The organism is Alteromonas sp. ABH4_453 (genome assembly GCF_056160665.1).
In genome coordinates, this window is record NZ_JBSWXP010000006.1 from 49695 (window position 1) to 69406 (window position 19712).

At 43.3% G+C, this 19712-nt stretch carries 19 protein-coding genes; 12 read left to right on the plus strand and 7 right to left on the minus strand.

Features of this window, described 5'->3' with window-relative positions:
* Position 1: 1 nt before the first annotated feature.
* The 5 genes from ACXAGV_RS12835 (at position 2) to ACXAGV_RS12855 (ending at position 5200) form a co-directional block, all read left to right on the plus strand.
* Positions 2–943 carry a nucleoside-diphosphate sugar epimerase/dehydratase gene (locus ACXAGV_RS12835; protein WP_474873611.1) on the plus strand — a complete coding sequence of 314 codons (942 nt, stop codon included), beginning with the start codon at positions 2–4 and terminating at the stop codon, positions 941–943.
* A complete protein-coding gene (locus ACXAGV_RS12840; RefSeq protein ID WP_474873612.1) occupies positions 927–1889 on the plus strand; it encodes a stealth family protein in 963 nt (320 codons plus the stop codon). Before ACXAGV_RS12835 ends, ACXAGV_RS12840 begins: the two co-directional genes overlap by 17 nt.
* Positions 1886–3304 (plus strand): glycosyltransferase family protein, encoded by a 1419-nt coding sequence (locus ACXAGV_RS12845; RefSeq protein ID WP_474873613.1) that lies wholly within the window; start codon positions 1886–1888, stop codon positions 3302–3304. The genes ACXAGV_RS12840 and ACXAGV_RS12845 overlap by 4 nt, the downstream gene beginning before the upstream one ends.
* Positions 3305–3341: 37 nt before the next feature.
* Positions 3342–3626, plus strand: coding sequence for a UDP-N-acetylglucosamine 2-epimerase (locus ACXAGV_RS12850; protein WP_474873849.1), 285 nt, complete (start codon positions 3342–3344; stop codon positions 3624–3626).
* Between the two features lie 119 nt (positions 3627–3745).
* Positions 3746–5200 carry a TDP-N-acetylfucosamine:lipid II N-acetylfucosaminyltransferase family protein gene (locus tag ACXAGV_RS12855; protein ID WP_474873850.1) on the plus strand — a complete coding sequence of 485 codons (1455 nt, stop codon included), beginning with the start codon at positions 3746–3748 and terminating at the stop codon, positions 5198–5200.
* 121 nt (positions 5201–5321) lie between these two features.
* On the opposite strand, the gene ACXAGV_RS12860 is transcribed toward ACXAGV_RS12855, so the two are convergent.
* The 6 genes from ACXAGV_RS12860 to ACXAGV_RS12885 form a co-directional block, all read right to left on the minus strand.
* Positions 5322–5615, minus strand: a complete 294-nt coding sequence (locus tag ACXAGV_RS12860) for a hypothetical protein (RefSeq protein WP_474873614.1) — start codon at positions 5613–5615, stop codon at positions 5322–5324.
* Positions 5616–6400: 785 nt separating this feature from the next.
* Positions 6401–7399 (minus strand): sulfotransferase domain-containing protein, encoded by a 999-nt coding sequence (locus ACXAGV_RS12865; RefSeq protein WP_474873615.1) that lies wholly within the window; start codon positions 7397–7399, stop codon positions 6401–6403.
* Positions 7400–7430: 31 nt separating this feature from the next.
* Positions 7431–8276 carry a sulfotransferase gene (locus ACXAGV_RS12870; protein ID WP_474873616.1) on the minus strand — a complete coding sequence of 282 codons (846 nt, stop codon included), beginning with the start codon at positions 8274–8276 and terminating at the stop codon, positions 7431–7433.
* A 58-nt stretch (positions 8277–8334) separates the two neighbouring features.
* The gene (locus ACXAGV_RS12875) at positions 8335–9096 is read right to left on the minus strand and encodes a TauD/TfdA family dioxygenase (RefSeq protein ID WP_474873617.1); all 762 of its coding nucleotides are present in this window, start codon (positions 9094–9096) and stop codon (positions 8335–8337) included.
* Position 9097: 1 nt separating this feature from the next.
* Positions 9098–9787 (minus strand): WbqC family protein, encoded by a 690-nt coding sequence (locus ACXAGV_RS12880; RefSeq protein WP_474873618.1) that lies wholly within the window; start codon positions 9785–9787, stop codon positions 9098–9100.
* Positions 9784–10869, minus strand: a complete 1086-nt coding sequence (locus ACXAGV_RS12885; RefSeq protein ID WP_474873619.1) for a DegT/DnrJ/EryC1/StrS family aminotransferase — start codon at positions 10867–10869, stop codon at positions 9784–9786. Before ACXAGV_RS12885 ends, ACXAGV_RS12880 begins: the two co-directional genes overlap by 4 nt.
* A gap of 525 nt (positions 10870–11394) precedes the next feature.
* Between ACXAGV_RS12885 and ACXAGV_RS12890 the strand changes: the two genes are divergently transcribed.
* From ACXAGV_RS12890 to ACXAGV_RS12905, 4 genes are read left to right on the plus strand one after another with little or no spacing between them, the layout of a single operon-like run.
* The gene (locus tag ACXAGV_RS12890; RefSeq protein ID WP_474873620.1) at positions 11395–12699 is read left to right on the plus strand and encodes a nucleotide sugar dehydrogenase; all 1305 of its coding nucleotides are present in this window, start codon (positions 11395–11397) and stop codon (positions 12697–12699) included.
* A gap of 17 nt (positions 12700–12716) precedes the next feature.
* A complete protein-coding gene (locus ACXAGV_RS12895) occupies positions 12717–13676 on the plus strand; it encodes a Gfo/Idh/MocA family oxidoreductase (protein ID WP_474873621.1) in 960 nt (319 codons plus the stop codon).
* Positions 13669–14253: an acyltransferase gene (locus tag ACXAGV_RS12900; RefSeq protein WP_474873622.1), complete on the plus strand. Its 585-nt coding sequence runs from the start codon at positions 13669–13671 to the stop codon at positions 14251–14253. Before ACXAGV_RS12895 ends, ACXAGV_RS12900 begins: the two co-directional genes overlap by 8 nt.
* Positions 14190–15380 carry a DegT/DnrJ/EryC1/StrS family aminotransferase gene (locus tag ACXAGV_RS12905; RefSeq protein ID WP_474873623.1) on the plus strand — a complete coding sequence of 397 codons (1191 nt, stop codon included), beginning with the start codon at positions 14190–14192 and terminating at the stop codon, positions 15378–15380. Before ACXAGV_RS12900 ends, ACXAGV_RS12905 begins: the two co-directional genes overlap by 64 nt.
* On the opposite strand, the gene ACXAGV_RS12910 is transcribed toward ACXAGV_RS12905, so the two are convergent.
* Complete coding sequence (locus ACXAGV_RS12910; protein WP_474873624.1) at positions 15375–15830, minus strand: adenylyltransferase/cytidyltransferase family protein; 456 nt, start codon at positions 15828–15830, stop codon at positions 15375–15377. The genes ACXAGV_RS12905 and ACXAGV_RS12910 overlap by 6 nt on opposite strands.
* A gap of 174 nt (positions 15831–16004) precedes the next feature.
* On the opposite strand from ACXAGV_RS12910, the gene ACXAGV_RS12915 reads away from it, so the two are divergent.
* The 3 genes from ACXAGV_RS12915 to ACXAGV_RS12925 all read left to right on the plus strand — a co-directional run bounded on the left by ACXAGV_RS12915 (position 16005) and on the right by ACXAGV_RS12925 (position 19702).
* Positions 16005–16799 carry a flagellin N-terminal helical domain-containing protein gene (locus ACXAGV_RS12915; RefSeq protein ID WP_474873625.1) on the plus strand — a complete coding sequence of 265 codons (795 nt, stop codon included), beginning with the start codon at positions 16005–16007 and terminating at the stop codon, positions 16797–16799.
* Between the two features lie 163 nt (positions 16800–16962).
* Positions 16963–18426 (plus strand): sigma-54 dependent transcriptional regulator, encoded by a 1464-nt coding sequence (locus ACXAGV_RS12920; protein WP_474873626.1) that lies wholly within the window; start codon positions 16963–16965, stop codon positions 18424–18426.
* 136 nt (positions 18427–18562) lie between these two features.
* Entirely contained in the window at positions 18563–19702 is a 1140-nt protein-coding gene (locus tag ACXAGV_RS12925) for a sensor histidine kinase (protein ID WP_474873627.1), read from the plus strand.
* The last annotated feature ends 10 nt before the right edge of the window (positions 19703–19712 follow it).

Sequence of the window (19712 nt, forward strand, 5' to 3'; positions counted from 1 at the left end):
AATGGTTGCAGCGGCGCAAAATAGCCAACGAAAAAAAGTCATCCTGTTTGGCGCTGGTCAGGCGGGTGAGGCGGCATTGAGCAAATATCGCGATAAACACGATATTGTTGCCATACTCGATAATGACGTTAATAAGCACAATAAGTCGCTGCAAGGTATTCCGATTGTACCGCCAGCCACACTGTCTGAAAGGTCGTTTGATATGATTTTGATTGCCAGTGAATATTTTGAGCAAATTCACCAGCAACTCATCGGCGAGCTGAAAATAACGCCTGACAAAGTTAAAATCCTCGATGCTCAGGACATCAAACCACTTTGTTTTGGCAGTAGTGAAACGGTAAAAGCAAATGCCGAAAAGGTGCTTTTTTCGGTGTCTGAACATTTAATCAAACACAATCTGGTGCATTATGCTGATGCAGGGACTTTGCTCGGTATCGTTCGTGATGGCGAGTTGATCCCCTGGGATGACGACCTCGACTTTGCAGTGCTGGCAGATGAACTAAAAGCGTTAATCGACAAGCTCCCTGAACTTATCAATAAATTGAATAGCGGTACTAAGCAAACCTGGCGTTACGCTTTGCATTACAGTTCGTTTGATTTTTTCTCTGTTCATAAAGGTGATGTGCGTTCTGTCAAACTCTTTTGTGAGCAACAATCCGCTAAAATGCCTGCCGTTGATTTATTTGTAAAATATGTTGATGGTGAGCTAATGCACGATGTCCTTGCTTCCCGTGGATTAACTATGCCGAGTTGTTTCATTGCTAACATCCGGGTTATGCAGTTTAAGGGTAAGGATGTTTGTATTCCTGGTGATGCAGAGTCTTACCTGGCTAAACACTATGGGGACGATTGGAGAATACCGAAAAGCAACTGGAACCTTGGTATGTTGAAAAATGCAACATTGTTTCCTGTGACTAGGGGGAAGAATGACGAAACCAATTGATTTTGTCATTTATTGGGTTGATGGCGATGACCCGATGCACAAACAAAAGCGATTATACTATCAGTCTTTGTTTAAGCTAAATGATGATAAAAATTATGAACAATCAATGGGTAGCCAACGTTTCGTTCAAAAAAATGAGCTGTTGTATTGTTTGCGCTCAATAAAGCAGTTTGCGCCTTGGTACAGAAATATTTTTATTATTACTGATAATCAGATTCCTTCTTTTCTAAATTCGACTGAACTGCACAAAGATAAAATTAAAATTATCGATCATCGCGAGTTATTTAAGGGTAACCCAGAATACTTACCCACTTTTAATTCTCGGGCGTTAACTGCACAGTTGTGTGAGCTTGAAGAACTCTCAGATGGATTTATATACGGTAACGACGACTTCATGTTGTCCGCTCCTGTTGACAAGTCTTTTTTTTTTCGTGATGGATTGCCCGTTATTTATGCTGATAGAAAGGCTGAGTCAGAAATTTTAAATAAAACGCTTTTTTATCAAGGTATCATGAACGCTGCCCGATTAGTAAACCGAGATGCCAGGGAGTTTTATATTCAAAGTCATGGCTTTGTTGCAATGAATAAAACGCGTTTACAAAGCCTTGCAAGAAAATTTCCGATGGAATTCAGGAATAATAAAATATACAAATTCAGGCACGAGAGTCAGTTTCTTGTTGAAGCACTTTATATGCACGACTGCATCAACTCTCATCAATGTGTGCTGTTCGATTCTGAGCTTATGGTGCATTTTAGTATCGAGCTATGTCGTGAAGGCCCTCTAGACAAAGTGCGCTTTTTGTTAGATTTACTTGAGCAGGGAAAAAGAAAAATGTTTTGCTTAAACGACTATCAGGCGTTATTGGCACGGATGCCTGAAATCGAAGAACGGTTGAATATAATCTGTGGGCATCCACTTGCCAGCGAGAATAAGACAACGCCATGAATACAAAAAGAAAGGTACTTTTCATCACGGAGACAAAATTATCTACAGAAAATATTACTTATTTTCACGAGGGGGTTGTGGTGCCCTTCTCATTAGCCCTGGAATCCCAGTTTGACCTGCTTAGTACGTCAAATAATGATAAATTGGGCCAAACCATTTCCGTATTTAAGCCTGAATTTATTCTTATCGACCTTGGCTCTTCAATTAAACGAAATCCGTTGCCAAGTCCTGATTTAATCAACAGCTTCAATATTCCTGTCGGTGTTTACTCACTACTTGATGCTCATTATCACAGTAATGTTGACATCATATCTTATATGAACGAACTCTCACCCGAAGTCATTTTTTCACACGATTTTCTTGAAGGCTTTTTTCCAAAAAACTTATCTGACATCGCCGTATTTATCCCAAATTGCTATAACGATAATATTTTTTATGATTTCCAGCAGAAGAAAGAATATTTGTGCGGTTTTTATGGGGCAGGTTTTTTCAATAAAACCATGTATCCATGGCGGGAGCGGGTGGCACGACGAGTTCTGCCCGAGTTTCCAAGTCTTGTTTTACCCAGACCATTAGGATTAAGACAGCATGACATGGTGGGTAAACGATTTGCTGAGGTTATGAATAAAACCTCATTTACTTTTGGCTGCACGAGTATAAAGGATATTCCGGTACGCAAAGTTTTTGAAATTCCTGCTACTAAAAGTGTTTTAGTGACTTCTAAAAGCCAGGTGCTGGATAAGCTTGGGTTTAAGCATAAAGAAAACTGCTTAATGGTAGATACAGATAATGTGTTGCAAACATTAAGATTTTATATGGATAACCCTGATGCTTATGAAGAACTTGTTGAAAATGCCTTTCAATGGGTAAAAGAACATCACTCTTGGCGAAATCGCAATCACTTTTCGAATTGGCTGGAGTGTTTCTTAACTAAAAAAACAGGACAAAAGGTGGTTCAATCTGATTTATTGGGCGCTTTTAAACTAGCTGATGAGAATGTTCAGGCTGAACCGGTATATTGCTCAGATCTGTTTGGTCTACTTAAACAAGCCCGTCAATACTGGACCAAGGCGCAGTATATAAAGGCTGGCAATGAGTACCAAAAATTACAAACCTGTTTCCCGCTTGTGCCGGAATATGTTATTGGTGTAATTCGTAGTTTAATTGAACAACACGCAATACCAGAAGCCAGAGAAGAACTAGAACGTTACTTAAAAAGAATGGTGATTCGAGAGTCAGTTACGCTAGATCCGGTAATCGTAGGCTATGCTCGATTGCTTTCATTACAAGTTAAAATAAAGCAAACCATTTACAATCCTTCAGGAAGTATAATGACGATTATTCCAATGCCGGAAGGCAGTATAGATGCTCATTTAATGACGATTAAGCAGTATGATCTGAGCGACTCCATCTGATTTTGTCATAGGTTCAAGAACATTTGCCTCCTGACTTATTCGAAGAGTTGTGTTTGTGATGACGGACAGCGGTGTTACAAAAAGAGGCTATTATTTTCAGAAGTATTGCTTAACCCTATGTGATGAGACCGAATGGATGGAATTGGTAGAGCAAGGCTGTAATGTGCTCACTAGCGCGCACGCCGCATTAATTGAGTCTACCGCGACAGAATTTATCGACAAGGCATGGGATACAGCGATACCTGTGGATCTCTATGGCGAAGGCAATGCTGCCCGCTTGCTGGTAGATGCCATTGTTGACCATTGTACTGAAACTCCTTAAATCTTTTATGGAGTGCGCATGAGATCGAAATCTGCCAGAACAGTGAACAATTGCATTGATGTGATTAGTGATAGAAAGTTTGTTAGCTTCATTGAATTAGGAATTACGGATTGAATACAGTGATTCAGTCGCAGCGCTCAATCGAAAACGCGACTCGAGTGGTGTTGTTTGGTGCTTCCGGATTAGGCGAAATCTTTTTATCCGAATTTACAGGTAGTGCGAACGTTGTTGGGTTTGTTGATAATGATCTGCGCAAGGCTGGTGGTAAGCTTGGCGGAGTACCCATCTTTGCATTCGATCAGTTAGCCTCGTTAAAGCCGGATTTCATTATTGTGACCAGTCAGTATTATGAGCAAATCATCAATCAGTTAACTGGCTTGCAGATCCCTTTTTGTCATTGTTCCGATGTCATTGTTAAAGAGTCTGGTCGACGGGCGAAATGGCACTTCTATTTAATGAAAGGGCTGTACAGAAGTGCAAAATGGCTTTTTGGTTTGATATACCGCGAGCCTCGGCATTTCCTTCACATTATGCCCAAAGGTGGGTTTGCAGAGTCATTCCGGACATTGATCGCTGACGATGACAAGCACGCTCATCATCGTTTTATCTATCGAGCAGCAGGGGAATTGCACGAGACCCTCAGTCATAACACGCAATCTATCCCGGAAATATCCTACGAAAAAGGTCACTGGTACCCATCACAGTTCAGAAGTGTGCTGATGTTTGCTAAAGCGGTAGCGCAAAGCAACCATGTTATGGTTCATGGCTATTTTAATGTGGCGCGGTTTCCGTTTATTCTGGACCCAGGGCTTAATCGCAAAGCCAGCTGGGTTGCCTGGGGGCGGGATATTCATACGGTACCCTCCCGTGGGGGATTCATAGAGGAAAAAATTAAGCGCAGTAAAGGTATGTTTCCCTATCTGATAACCTTTATGGAATATGACTACCTACATGCTCGGCAACGTTACCAAAGCCGCGCGCGTAATTTCGTTGGCTTTTATCCTAATCCCCTGAGTGCAGAACATTTAACCGATGTGCATGTTCAAAACGATACAGTGAAGGTGATGGTAGGGCACAGTGCTGTAGATGAAATGCACCATATTCCTGTTTTACGTGCTATGGCTAACAACAATGCACAAAGCACCATCATTGCGCCATTGTCCTATGGCAATGATGGGTATGCAGACAAGGTCGCCAGGGAAGGTGCGTCGTTATTTGACAATTTTACCGCTATGAAAGCATTTATGGCACCAGATGAGTACGCACCGTGGTTATCCACCATCAATGTCGCTGTGATGCATACCCATACGCAGATAGCATTATCCACGATGTACGCTTTGCTATATACCGGTGCTACTTTGTATATCAACAAACAAAACAGCAGTTTATGGGCACATTTTACCGAGCGTTATGGAATGTTAGTGATGGACTCCAATGCTTTGTTACAAGGCGAAAAAATTCAGTTATTAACCAATGAGCAGCGACAATACAATCGCAAACAGGCAGAGCGTTTCTTTGATCGGAATTGGATTGCAGCCCAGTGGTCTCATATATTTGATAAGATTGATTATTAAAAAGATAGGGCGCATTTCGCAACTTGTCGGAACGACAAACGTTTCATTTCCCGCTTCCAATGCTGGCCAACTGGGGCTTTAACGATAATCAAACTCGCTGCTACAGAAAAACTGGTTTTTTTTAGCCAACACTGTATCTGTATTCATCCATTGCTCTGTCAATGCGTTTCTTATCTATATTGTCCTCGTAAAGCAAATAAGTACTTTTTAATGTATTCACGTTGGAATATAAGATTTCGCACAGTTGCTGGAAAATTTCAGGGTGGCTTTGGCTGGCGATTAACACAATCTCAACGTCAGACCCCACAAGAGCTTTAGGAGAATGAATAGTATAACCGTCAATGACTTTTCCCCATTTTTCGCTGTTATTATCAATAAACCCCCACATCTTTTCTCTATTGCTCGTTGAACTCACAAACGGTTGGTAATACTTTTGGTAATGAACATCGGTACCCCAAACGGTATACTTTTAACCGTTTAGCATCGAAGGTAAATTCGCGATTTTTTCTTGGTACCTGATAGATTAACTGTAGCCGTGTTCAATGATGTTAGAAGTAACTTCGACGTTTGCCAACTTCTTACAAGCGAATACAAGACAATATTTCTCGCTCTTATCGAGACAGATAGGCCCATCAAGATCGCCATGAAACTTAAAAAACGTATTAGAATGTGCCTGGTTACATACATATAACTGCATCTCTCCAAACCCATTTTTTAAATAGAATTGTGCAAGTGACTGAGGGTTAAAAGAAGTAAAATGGGGTTTGAGTGGGTCGACACATAAATGTATGAATTGCGAAGCCACCCTCAGAAAGGAGGTGAGTAACATTTTTCAGAGTCTGCGCCCTGTCAAAGACGTGATATCCGGTTGTCCCATCAATTACAACAGAGGCGATACCATGCAATTTTTGTGGAACGGGATCCGATAAATCATGAATGTAGGCGTAGGGCGTGTTTTTGAGCAGGTCGAGATTGATAATCTCTTTAAACCCAAGCAACTTGAGTAATATATTGCCCTCAAGATTCGAATCAAGCCTTCTCTTACTCTTACTATAAAAATCCGTGTCAGAGATATTATTCAACGGGAGATTGTTTTTAATGCTGAGGGTTATAACATCGCTTAAGGAGCCATGAATAGTTTGTGTCCCATAGAGTTTTCCTCTGTTCCGCTCGGTTAAACCTTCGCACCGAAGCGCTTAATTAAACTTCCCAATTCAGTTTTTCAAAAATTTTTTGGTTCACCTTTTTATTGAGTTTTAATAACATCTTCTCAGAGAAAAAGGATTTCCATTCGTTTGTTTTGCCTTTTCGGAAGTTCATTTTACCGGTTTCAGGCTTACCCGCTAAAGTAAACACATCAGGACTCACGTTTACAAACGAAGACAATTTTTGGGTTAGCGCTTCTGGTTCATGAACCAGTTGTTCATGTGTCGTGATGATCATGTTTTCAGATAATTCGGTCTTTTGAAAAACGTCATACCATCCTTCAATGAAATCTATCATTTTCTCGTAGAAAAGAATAAAAAACGCTTCCTCTAGGGAACTCATCCCCATGACTTTTAGTTTGTCTTCTATCGCTTGCTTCAACGCTCCTTCAAGTATAGGGTAAAACTTTAACCATGAGACAAATGCTTGGCGTGGGTCCCGAAGGTGAACGATGATTTTAGTGTTCGGAAATCGCGATACCGTATCGTTCAACAGCGAAAGGTTAAATGCTGATGGAGACAGGTGAGATTTTGTAAATCTACCATTCCTGAGAAAGTCACTGAGGATTGGTTGCGAAAGGCATTGGCCGTTTTCTTCATACCAGGTGCCGCCAAATGTTTTCAAGTCACGCGCAACAAGTGCTGATTCTAGTTGCTGCTGCATGAATACAGAGCCACTTTTGGGCATTGTGATTAAAAAAACAGGCCTGCTCAGCCTTTCCAATTCCTTTTGTGATATCAGTTTGACGCCATCAAAGCCTTTGAGGGTAACGTTACGCACTGCACGCAGCGTTCTGAAAATAGGTAAAACATCACTTACGCTGGTGGTAATCAGTGTGACGGGCGTATTTTCGGCAAGAACTGAGGGCCCTCCAGATTCAGAGCTACCGTTCCCATTAAAGTCAAAAAGCCAACAACGCTGTTTATCCAGGCTCAACTTTAATCTGACGTCCGCCGAGCGCTGCAGGTTTTTGGTGAAAATAAAATAGTCCATAGTCATCTACTCAATAATATATAAAAACGATTCACCAAATTTCATCAACTTTTTCGCCACTGAACTTATCAAACACAAAGTTATAAGTATTTGAATAATAGTCAACAATAGTCTCTCTCACTTTATCACTCAATCTGCCCGTTTTTTCCTGCCCATTAATTTTTTCTGCAAATTTCGGTGGCTGAAAGGGAACATTCAAGAAGTCACATATTTTCGTCATCGCTGCAGGCGTGTGAAGGCGCTCAAAAAATTCGTAATGAATTTGTGATGGCTCAAAAACCTTTTCGATAGTACGGATAGTTTTTTCATATCGGGTTCGAGCTTCGATATCACTGCGCTTATATCTTGATGCCACCAATTCTTCGTCAGTTCTGGTGTCTGTTGGTGAAAACTGATGCGGGTATATTTTTCTATGCATCCTGACTGCTGACCAAATCCTTTCAACGGGCTCTCTCATCACAAATAAAATTTGGAGGTTAAAGCCGAAATCAGCAAACATCTGTTTAATTTGGCGAAAATCGCTTTCTGATAACAAGGCATATTCTGGCGTTAGATCGCCCGCTACGTTAACATTTTTGTCACGCTTGAACAGTCCGTCAAAGTATTCAAAATACGCTCGGGGATTTTGATAAAAATTAATCAAGTCAAGATTAAAATCACAGTTTTCTGAAACGTTCTTATGAACATTCATAAAGTTACTGGATTTCTCCCTGGCAGCTTCAATCAGAACCTCTTTTTTACCGCCAAGCACTGCGTCAAAAAAGTGATACTCTTTTGTGAAGCCCATATTTACATTAGGGTGCGCCTTTAAATAATTATACAGCCAAGTGGAGCCTCCTTTCTGACACCCGAGCCCCAGCAGAAAGTTTTTTTCCATTACGATAACCTGTTAACTTTTATAAAAACACATCAAAAACATTTAACATCCGAAGGCTTCATTGTATTCGCCACATTGATTGAAATAATACTCTGTCTAACGCTTTACTGGCGCCAAATGCATTCCGACCATGCAGGAGCTTTGCATCATTAAAAACAAAACAGTCGCCGGTTTCTGAGGGTAAGGTTAACACCGCAGAGGTGTTCTCTTGTTCCGCCAGAAAGTCAAAAAAGGCCTGACACATCTTTTCAATATCCGCTGTGTTTTTTTGCGTCCGGTAGTAATTCCAGAAAATAGATGGCGAGTCGCCGGTTTTAATAATCGTGGTGATATGCTCCTCGGCACCATCCCCTTTTTTTATCGTAACGGGGATTGACGTCAAATCGCGAAATAACTCTGGCGATGTCGACTGTAAATCATCCATCAGTCGTGATAATGGATAAATAGTTTGTTCGCCACCAGTTTTTGCCTGCTTGTGCATCACAAAAAAGTTGAGCTCTGCCGGATCAGCAAACCAGGCATTGTCGGTGTGCAAAGGCTGCCGGGTGGCGCTGTAGGCATAAGATTGTGCCTTTTCGGGCTGGTAGGAAATCTCCCACCAATCGCGAATTTGCAACGATTCGGTACTGTCAAAATGACGCTTGTCTGGAATAAGTTCACACTCCTGTTCCAAAAAACGATACCACTGCTGGCGGTCCATTTTGCTTATGCCGTGCTTAAATACAACCGGGGTCTCTGCTTCAGCTAATTCGTGTAATAGGGTTTTGATGCCCTGACTATCCAAACCGCTGTCGCTCATGTTGATACTGATTATGTCCATGTTATTCACTCACTAATTTAAATTCGTTTAATTGCCGCGCTATTGCTGAGCGATGGGTCATCATCAACATGTCAACCAGGGATAGAGACGGTATAAACGCGTCGGCCAACTGAGGATAGGGGCGAAGCTCCGGCTTGATAAATGTTAATGAAAGACCAGCACTGGCAAAGTGTTTTGCATCATATAAGGCTCTTCCACCAGGCGGATTGACATACGTCAAACCATTAACGGCTTGACAAAGTGCAATAATTTTATCCTGGCCTTTGAGATTGGTGTCGTGAGGTACTGCTGATGAAAAGGCGAATTTCTGCACTAACCCAAGATACTTAAATACGCTTTCTATAGCGTTTGCGTTAATCTCTGCTACGCTCCCCATTGCTGTTAGAGTTGGCGATATCAGTGACATAACCTCACCATAGTGTGGTGCAGACTGGTAGGCATAATCAAAAACGCTTAGCAATTTGTCTTGCCGGCCATAGTCGTGTTGGTTGATAAATCGGTTTTGTGACACCTTTTCAACGGGCTTTGTAAACCGGTGAGGATGACCGTTCAGAAGAATGTTATTGCGGTTGATATAGCCCTTTTTAATGTAGTTCACATCATCAAGAAAAATAAAAAGATCCACAGCCTGGATAAGCTGAAAGTAACCATGATAAGGAAATAAATAGGGTTGCATGATGGCTACTTTCATGACACCACATCACGAATAACACTACAGACCTGCTCCACTTCAGCGATCGTCAGATAGGCATGCATTGGGATACACATGACTCTTGGTGCAATATCCCTTGCCACATTCAAGGTGTCAGGATAGGTTAGCTTATCTGGATAATAGGCGTGAAGCTCGGGGTGGAAATACCGTCTGAAGCCAATGCCATGCTGAGCAAAGGCTTCACCGACGGCCATCAGTTGCTCTTCACTGGCTAGGATCACGGGGGCGTATGCCCCATTGGCAGTGGATTCCGGATGCCAGTCAGGGAAAGTCACCACATCGTATAAAAGTGTCTGGTAGGTCGAATATAACTGACAACGATGTTGAAGTATGTCCGGCATATGGCGGAGGCAAACCAGTCCGGCTGCGGCCTGGTATTCGTTCATTTTGGCATTGATGCCAGTGCGATTGATAGCCGCGGTCTTGTCCATGCCGAAACAGATCATTTCGCGGGCGACATCATAATCGCGCTTGTGTTTAAAAGCTATTGCGCCCCCTTCAATGGAATTAAAAATCTTGGTGGCATGAAATGACAGAATGCTTGCATCTCCATAGTTGAGAATACTGTTTCCATCCAAGCGAATTGAAAAAGCATGGGCAGCATCAAAAATTAGTGTTTTGTTATGCTCAAGGCAAAGTGCTTCAAGGGCATGCACATTACATGGGTTACCATAAACGTGAGTCGCTACCACGCTGTCTATAGCCGGATTATGGCGGATGCCTCGCCGCACATGGTCGGCGTCAATATTCAGGCTTGAGCGCTCAATGTCGGCAAAACTAAAATTAATATTCAACCAGTCCATTGTTGACGCCGTTGCAATAAACGAAAACGGCGTTGTGATAGCGTGTTTGATATTAAAGGTGCGATACGCTATCTGCAAAGCAGATGAACCATTATTTACCAGTAATAAGTTCTCAACACCTAAATAGGCCTTTAATTCTTCCGTTAGCTGAGATTCAAGAGGGCCAAAGTTAGACAGCCAGGCACGTTCATTGACGGACTTAATGAGCTCATTAAATTCCTCTAACGGTGGTACAAACGGACGATTTAATGCAACCATAATTCGTTTATCAGTTCATCGAGTAAATAACAGCTGGCAAGTTTTTATCCCATAGACCTGGCATTGCAGTTCGACCATAGAAAGTCATTATGAATTGACAATCTGAAGGCTGATAACAGTAAAGGCTCGCCACAGAAGGAGCTGTTAAATAATAGCTAGTTCCGATCGTCCGGAGGGGAAAAGTGAAACCTGTCGTAAACAATACTAGGCATTCTACCCCTTTGGCACATGTTGATAGATAACGATATATTGATTTCATAGCCTTAAATCTTGTTCTCGCTTTATACTTCACGCATTAAATGCTTTTAGAAACGCTATCCGTATCAGAGCATCGTTACAGGTCAAATAAGATGCACAAAACACTATCGCTTCTTTCCATCGAAAAAACACTGTTCTCGTTGTATCGGAATCTTAGCTGTTTTCTTTAATGAAAGTTAGTGGCCAGCAACTTCAGTTCGCACAATTATTGCCGATACCTTAGTATCCTGATTAAATCTGAAGAACATAGCGCTACAGGAGCTCAACTTGTCTAATCATTTGTTATCACTGCTCAACAAAAAATTGACCACCATAGGTGTTGTTGGTATGGGATATGTAGGACTGCCCCTAGCCTTGCGAAGTGCCGAAGTATTCAACCGGGTCATCGGATTTGATATTGTGAAAGACAGGGTTCAGTCGATTAATAACGGTAATAGTTACATTGAGCACATATCTGATGACTCACTTGCGCAAGCATTGAATCAGGGGTTAGAAGCAACTACTAACTTTAGCAATATCTCCGAATGTAACGCCATTATTTTATGTGTGCCAACACCGCTTAACCAATATCGTGAGCCGGACCTGAGCTTTGTCTTAAACACCATGCTACAAATCCTACCTTATCTCAGGACGGGTCAGCTCATTTCACTTGAAAGTACAACTTATCCTGGCACAACTGAGGAAAAGTTGCGTCCGTTGATTGAGTCAAATGGGTTGAGGGTCGGTGAAGATTTATTTTTAGTTTACTCTCCGGAACGTGAAGACCCGGGCAATACGTCTTTCACTACTCAAACCATCCCTAAAATTGTAGGCGGGTCCACAGAGGCCTGTTTGGAAGTCGGTATGGCTTTGTATGAAAAAGTGGTTGATAAGGTGGTGCCGGTATCCAGCACTCAGGCTGCCGAAATGACTAAATTGCTGGAAAATATCCACCGTGCAGTCAACATCGGGCTGGTCAATGAAATGAAAATTGTCGCCGATAAAATGGGCATAGATATTCATGAAGTGATCGATGCAGCTGCTACGAAACCTTTTGGCTTTACTGCTTATTATCCTGGCCCGGGAATTGGCGGACACTGTATTCCGGTCGATCCCTTTTACCTTACTTGGAAAGCCAGAGAGTATGGTGTACATACCCGCTTCATTGAATTAGCCGGTGAAGTAAATTCCGCCATGCCCTCATGGGTGGTGGGAAAAGTGGCGGATGCATTAAATCAGCATAAAAAAGCGATAAACGGCAGCCGGGTCCTGATTCTGGGCATTGCATACAAGAAAAATGTTGATGATATGCGTGAGTCACCATCGTTGCAGCTAATTAATATACTCATCAACAAAGGAGCTCACGTCGAGTATTCGGATCCGCACGTGTTAAGGTTGCCCAAAGTACGCAAATATAATTTTGGGCTAGTTAGTGTAACGCTGACGCCGGAAGTACTCGCCAGCTATGATGCCGTTGTGTTGGCAACCGCCCACGACAGCTTTGACTACGGCATGATCGCTGAACACAGTCAGCTTATTATTGATACCCGTGGACATTACAAGCATACTTCCCCATTCATTATAAAGGCTTAATAGTAAGACGTAACGCCATGAAAAATTTCGCATTAATTGGTGCCTCTGGTTACATCGCACCACGCCACATGAAAGCCATAAAAGAAACTAATCACAATCTGGCCGTGTGTTACGATAAAAATGACTCGGTGGGTATTATTGATAGTATCTCCCCACAGAGTGAATTTTTTACTGAATTTGAACGATTCTATGATTACGCTTATAAGCTTAAGCGAACACCTTCAAAGCAATTGGATTATGTCTCGGTGTGTTCGCCCAATTACCTGCATCATGCGCATATGGCTGCTGGCCTTCGCCTAGGCTGCGATGTTATTTGCGAAAAGCCGCTGGTGCCAAGTGTTGAATTGCTCGATGATCTTAGTCTTATCGAGCAGGAAACCGGCCATAAGGTCTATAACATTCTGCAACTGCGTCATCACGACGCGATTCTGGCGCTCAAAAATAAAGTACAACAACAGAGTAGAGCCGGTAAGTACGAAGTGGAACTGACCTACATTACCTCCCGGGGTAAATGGTACATGGAAAGCTGGAAGGGCGATCCGAGAAAATCTTTTGGTATTGCCACTAACATCGGGGTGCATTTTTTCGATATGCTGCATTTTATGTTTGGCGATCTGGTCTGTAATGAACTGCATTACATGGATGACAAAAAAGCCTGTGGCTACCTTGAGTATGAGAAAGCGACAGTGCCTTGGTTTTTATCCATAGATGCCAATGATTTACCTGCATCGGTAAGAGGCAAGCAGTCTACTTACCGTTCTATAACAGTCGATGGCGAAGAAATTGAGTTTTCTCAGGGGTTCACTGATTTGCACACTATTAGCTATCAGGAAATACTGGCTGGACGTGGCTATGGAATTGAAGATGCCAGGCATTGTGTTGAAACTGTAAGCTATATTCAAAAAGGGCAAACCGTAGCACCACAAAATGGCCGAGCCCATCCATTTTTTAGAGAACTGGTACAAATTGATGAATGATATTTCTATACATGAATCTGCCATCGTGGACGCCGGCGCTCAGATAGGCCAGGGCTGCAGGATCTGGCATTTTGTGCACGTTTGCAGCGGGGCAAGCATTGGCAAGCAGTGTTCACTGGGCCAAAATGTTTTTGTAGGCAATAAGGTAGTTATCGGTGATAACTGTAAAATTCAGAACAATGTCTCGGTGTACGATAATGTGACCCTCCAGGATAATGTGTTTTGTGGTCCGAGTATGGTATTTACTAACGTGTATAATCCGCGCAGCGCTATTGAGCGGAAAGCCGAATACCGGGATACGCTGGTAAAGGAGGGCGCAACTCTGGGCGCTAACTGCACTATTGTCTGTGGGGTTACCATTGGCCGTTACGCCTTTGTTGGTGCCGGTGCTGTGATTCAGCGTGATGTGCCTGACTATGCACTAATGGTAGGCGTGCCGGCCAGGCAAATTGGCTGGATGAGTGAGTTTGGTGAACGTCTCGATTTGCCGTTGTCCGGTGATGCTCAAACAGTATGCTCTCATCAGCAGGTCGCTTATCGTTTATCCGGCGGCCAGCTCAGCAAGGTAAACAGCTAATGCAGTTTATCGATCTTAAAGCTCAGTATGAGTTTGCCAAACAGCGCATCGATCAAAGGATCGCCACCGTGCTTGACCATGGCCAGTATATTATGGGGCCTGAGGTAGGCGAGCTCGAATATCAGTTAGCGCATTATGTTGGCGTAAAACATGCCATCACCTGTGCTAATGGTACTGACGCACTGCAACTTGCACTGATGGCCATGGGAATCGGCCCTGGCGATGCCGTGATAGTGCCTACCTTTACTTTTTTTGCTTCAGCAGAAGCGGTGGCTTTTGTTGGAGCGACACCAGTATTTGCCGATGTTGATCCGCGAACCTTTAATCTTAATTGCGAAAAACTCGCCACTACGATCCGCCATGTGCAAGCCAACTCAGCATTAAAACTTAAGGCCATTATGGCGGTTGACTTGTTTGGTCAGCCGGCAGCTTTTGAACATATTCAGTCCATAGCGTCAGAGCACAATCTGCTGATAATTGAGGATGCGGCTCAGGGCTTTGGAGGTGAGCGCCAAGGCAAAAGAGCATGTGGATTTGGCGATATCGCCACAACCAGCTTTTTCCCTGCCAAACCGCTCGGATGCTATGGAGACGGCGGCGCCGTGTTTACGAATAATGATGAGTATGCAGCGTTAATAAAATCGCTGCGTGTACACGGTAAAGGCGCGAATAAATACGATAACGTCAGAATCGGTATGAATAGTCGTCTGGATACCCTGCAGGCGGCTGTCTTACTCGAAAAGCTGGCGTTGTTTCCTGCAGAACTCGAAAGGCGTCAGTATGTAGCTGAGTTATACAGTGCCGAGCTGGTACATAGCCCACTGTTAGTTACTCCGGAATGTGAGTCCAGCGTGTCTAGCAGCTGGGCGCAATATACGCTGCAGGCACAATCCATCAGTCGCAGTGCACTGCAACAGCGATTGCAGAGTCAAAACATTCCTACAGCGATATATTATGCAACCTGTATGCACCAGCAATTGGCATTTACGAGTGCTTCGCCAGCTTTTACTGATTTATCGATAGCAGAATCATTAGCGTCACGTTCTTTTAGTATTCCTATGCACCCTTACCTCGCAGATGAAGAGGTAGAGCGAGTAATTTCTGTTTTGCTAAACATGTCGTTATAGTTTTTCTATCAATGTATTTAAATGAGAGGCCACATTACGGACTTCCCGTAGTTTTTCATCATACACCTGATTTATAACGGTTTTAAGTTCAGTAGTAGAGACATCTTGTGTGCGTGGTAGGTACACTACTTTAACGATATCTTGCAGATCATCGAACTTTCCAATCCAGTCATCACCCATCGCGAATATTTCAGCGCCTTCTCGCTTAAGGTCTTCTCGCTTTTGTTCCCAACAATTTTCTTGAAAGACGCTGTCGACATAACGGCAGGAGAGCAAAATTTCCTTTCTGTCCTCATAAGGTATGACAACGTTTTTACCTTTCACCGTATTGAATTCATCAGAGGACAAGCCAACCACTAGCCTATCGCCTAAGCTGTGTAATCGCTTTAAAAGCCTTACATGCCCTATATGGAAAAGGTCAAAGGTGCCGTACGTCACCACAGTAGTCATAGCATTAATCTCTGAAAATAAACAAATTGTACACTCATAACTTATCGGCAAGTCAAACTATTCCATGAGCGTATAGATTTGTTCCTAAAGGTATCGACTATCATACAAATGGCTGACTACATTTTGCTCAGCTTTCTGCTAAACTTATAGAGTTACAAATTTTAGGAAAGCATCATGCAAGTTAATAGTTCAACATCCTCACTTCTCAGCCAAGTGCAAGAGAAGCAAGAATCCTTGATGGAGAAGCTTGCCAGCGGTAAGAAAATTAACAATGCATCTGACGGCGCAGCAGCCCAACAAATTATCGATAGGCTGACTTCCGAAGTTGAGGGAAACCGTCAATCGCTAAACAACGTCTATGATGGTATTTCACTCGCACAAGTAGCTGAAGGTGGTTTAGGCAGCATTAATGATGATGTAAACCGTATTCGTGAATTGACCTTGCAATCAGGCAGTGGTGTTTTGAGTAGTGGTGATCGCCGTGCTATTCAATCTGAAATAACCCAGCTACAAGAAAATATCTCGTTTACCATAGAGCAGACGAATTTTGCTGGAAAGCCATTATTGTCTGAAAATGGTTCACTTGAATTCCAATCAGGTTCAAGTGCGGGCCAGTCAATCAGTGTCAATACACAAGATGTTGCTGCTCAATTAAACGGTGTGCTGTCTATCGATATTACGTCAGGCACCAGTATTGACGATGCATTGGCCGCAGCAGATGCGGCGATAGAAACTCTCGGCAGTGCGCGTGGCGATTTAGGCGCCACACAAAATCGTTTCGAAAGTGCTGCGCGCTCACTCACTCAAGCTAATGTAAATACCGCAGAAGCGCGAAGTCGTATTCAAGATTTAGATTTTGCGCAAGCGACGTCGCAACAAGCTTCAAACGACGTTTTAGGTCAAGCTGCCCTTACTGTTCAAGCGCAAGCGAACCAGCAGCAAAGCCAAGTTTTATCGTTATTGAGCTAGGCTAAATGGTGTAGGTTAGACCAAATTTAATCGAAAGAAGCAGGGTAACCTGCTTTTTTTATTGATATATTTCCCAAAACAGCGGTTGCGCTCCGATCTTTTGTCGTTACAATTTAGAAATGCGCTAAACTGTAAATAATAACAAAGCGTTCTCGGGGAATTGATGAAGAACATTTTGCTGATTAGTGATAATCAGGAACTTATTCAAAACTTGGAAACTATCGTTACCTTCATGGGAGAGTCGTGCCAGTCACGAGGCTTCAGTGAATGCGAGCGATACCTCCATGAAAGTGGTGCAGACGCCGTACTTATCGAGTACCGCTCGTCCACTGCCGTAAGTAATCTGGTAGAAAAGTTTCCACACATACCGTTTGTCGCTTTAGTTGAGAGCAATACACAGGCGTCTGCAAGCTGTAACCTGGTTAGTGTTATTGCAACACCATTAACCTACCCTGTTTTAACGCAGGCTATACATCGTTGCCAAGAATACTCTCGACGTAAACCAGGTTTATCTCGTGCGGCAGGTACAAAAACGCGGCTATTTAGAAGCCTAATTGGTAAAAGTGAGCAAATTCAAATTGTGCGGCGCTTAGTTGAGCAAGTCGCACCCACCGATGCCACCGTGTTAATTTTAGGTGAGTCTGGAACGGGTAAAGAAGTGGTTGCGCGCAATGTTCATTTCTTATCTGAACGTAAAGACGGTCCATTCATCCCGGTAAACTGCGGTGCTATTCCCGGCGAACTTCTCGAGAGCGAATTGTTTGGTCACGAGAAAGGCGCTTTCACAGGCGCTATTAGTGCACGTAAAGGACGATTTGAGCTCGCCGAAGGTGGCACATTATTCCTTGATGAAATCGGTGATATGCCGCTTCAAATGCAGGTTAAGTTATTACGTGTGTTGCAAGAGCGTATGTTTGAACGCGTAGGTGGGAATAAGCCACTTCAGTGCAACGTACGTATTATTGCGGCAACGCACCGCAACTTGGAAACCATGATAAGCGAAGACAAGTTTCGTGAGGACTTGTATTACCGACTCAACGTATTCCCAATTGACAGCCCTGCGCTCAGACAAAGAAAAGACGATATTCCCTTGTTACTCCAAGAGTTAAACAGTCGAATACAGGGCGATGGCGTAGAAGGTGTGCGCTTTACCGAACAAGCCATTGCTTCATTGATGGAGCACGAATGGGCGGGCAATGTCCGCGAACTTTCAAATTTAGTTGAGCGACTAACGATTCTTTATCCAGGTCAGATTGTCGACATTGCCGATTTACCTGAAAAATATCAGTATGGTGACGTACAGGCGTACGAGCCTGACTATCCCGAAGAAATGCTTGAACGCGAAGCGTTTAACGCGCTATTTGCTGAAGCTGCAGCGCAAGAGCCAGAAGAAGACGTTAGCCTGCAGAGTCACGACGGCCTAAACGGTATGGTGTCGTCTTCGTTACCTGCAGAAGGTGTTAACCTTAAAGAGTACCTTTCTGAGCTCGAAGTGAATCTCATAAAACAAGCCCTGGAAAACCAAGATTGGGTAGTAGCACGTGCCGCCGACAAGCTTGGAATGCGCAGAACCACGCTTGTTGAAAAAATGCGGAAATACGATATCCAGCGTACTGAAGAAGCGTAATGTCAGCTAATTGACGTTACGCTTTTTCTTGAAAATACCATCTATCCTACTGATAAATAAGTCAATATCAAGTTGGCATATCTTCTGCTTTATCTAAGCCATAGTTAAACAGCGTCTGCAATTTGACGAGGATAATATGGCTTTCAACAGCACACAACAATCTACAGAGTATCTCGCATCTGCCTATGCACTTAACGGCGGCTCGGCGGTATCTCAAGATGATTATCAAACGTCGCAAAATGATGATATTGAATCACTGAGATTGCAGGCGAGCCGACTCGAACATTTACTTCAAGTGATGCCAGCGGGTGTTATTGTAATTGATGGAAAGGGCATTGTTCGCCAAGCCAACGAGCAGGCAAAAGCATTGTTAGGCGAACCGCTGGAAGAGGAAGTGTGGCGCAGTATTATTACTCGCTCTTTCAAGCCACGCGCTGATGACGGCCATGAAGTATCGCTGGTTGATGGTAGACGAGTGAAGCTTTCAATTACCCCACTAGACAACGAGCCAGGTCAGCTAATTGTTATCACAGACTTAACTGAAACCCGTCAGCTGCAAGCGCGGGTTAGCCACATGCAACGGTTGTCTTCTCTTGGAAAAATGGTGGCATCCCTGGCCCATCAAATCAGAACTCCACTTTCTGCAGCTATGTTATATGCGTCGAATTTAACACGCAAAGGCTTAGGCGAAGAAGCGCAAACCCAGTTTGCTAATAAGCTGACTGACAGGCTTAAAGAGTTAGAAAGCCAAGTTAATGACATGCTACTTTTTGCTAAATCGGGCGAAGAGCAGGTGGTCAGCCAGATCAGTTTAGGTGAGCTGTTTTCCTCGATAGAGGGTAGTGCCCATAGCATGGTAGCCCAAGCGCAGCAGACGTTAACGTTTTCAGGATTTGAACAAGATCTTTCTATCACAGGTAACCTCACAGCACTCCAAGGCGCATTGCTAAACCTTATCCATAATGCAAGCCAAGTTACTCCCAAAGGAGAGCGTGTGCACGTACAGGCAACAGTGAGTGATCACCGTTTACATGTATCTGTGGTCGACAAAGGTCCTGGGGTTCCAGAGAGTCTAAAAAGCAAAATTTTTGAACCGTTTTTTACTACAAAAACGCATGGTACAGGTTTAGGTCTTGCGGTAGTGAAGTCAGTGGTAAATGCGCACAGCGGTTCACTTAACATCATTGACGTACCAGAAGGTGGGGCTTGCTTTAGCGTGTCATTACCGTGCTCGGCGCATGCTAAAACTTCACAAACATTGACTCATGTCGCGTAAGTCATAGGAG

Bases quoted from the DNA above. Each gene is read 5' to 3' on its own strand.
- ACXAGV_RS12835 (WP_474873611.1), top strand. From the start codon at position 2: ATGGTTGCAGCGGCGCAAAATAGCCAACGAAAAAAAGTCATCCTGTTT.
- ACXAGV_RS12840 (WP_474873612.1), top strand. From the start codon at position 927: ATGACGAAACCAATTGATTTTGTCATTTATTGGGTTGATGGCGATGAC.
- ACXAGV_RS12845 (WP_474873613.1), top strand. From the start codon at position 1,886: ATGAATACAAAAAGAAAGGTACTTTTCATCACGGAGACAAAATTATCT.
- ACXAGV_RS12865 (WP_474873615.1), bottom strand. From the start codon at position 7,399: ATGGACTATTTTATTTTCACCAAAAACCTGCAGCGCTCGGCGGACGTC.
- ACXAGV_RS12870 (WP_474873616.1), bottom strand. From the start codon at position 8,276: ATGGAAAAAAACTTTCTGCTGGGGCTCGGGTGTCAGAAAGGAGGCTCC.
- ACXAGV_RS12875 (WP_474873617.1), bottom strand. From the start codon at position 9,096: ATGGACATAATCAGTATCAACATGAGCGACAGCGGTTTGGATAGTCAG.
- ACXAGV_RS12880 (WP_474873618.1), bottom strand. From the start codon at position 9,787: ATGAAAGTAGCCATCATGCAACCCTATTTATTTCCTTATCATGGTTAC.
- ACXAGV_RS12885 (WP_474873619.1), bottom strand. From the start codon at position 10,869: ATGGTTGCATTAAATCGTCCGTTTGTACCACCGTTAGAGGAATTTAAT.
- ACXAGV_RS12895 (WP_474873621.1), top strand. From the start codon at position 12,717: ATGAAAAATTTCGCATTAATTGGTGCCTCTGGTTACATCGCACCACGC.
- ACXAGV_RS12900 (WP_474873622.1), top strand. From the start codon at position 13,669: ATGAATGATATTTCTATACATGAATCTGCCATCGTGGACGCCGGCGCT.
- ACXAGV_RS12905 (WP_474873623.1), top strand. From the start codon at position 14,190: ATGCTCTCATCAGCAGGTCGCTTATCGTTTATCCGGCGGCCAGCTCAG.
- ACXAGV_RS12910 (WP_474873624.1), bottom strand. From the start codon at position 15,830: ATGACTACTGTGGTGACGTACGGCACCTTTGACCTTTTCCATATAGGG.
- ACXAGV_RS12915 (WP_474873625.1), top strand. From the start codon at position 16,005: ATGCAAGTTAATAGTTCAACATCCTCACTTCTCAGCCAAGTGCAAGAG.
- ACXAGV_RS12920 (WP_474873626.1), top strand. From the start codon at position 16,963: ATGAAGAACATTTTGCTGATTAGTGATAATCAGGAACTTATTCAAAAC.
- ACXAGV_RS12925 (WP_474873627.1), top strand. From the start codon at position 18,563: ATGGCTTTCAACAGCACACAACAATCTACAGAGTATCTCGCATCTGCC.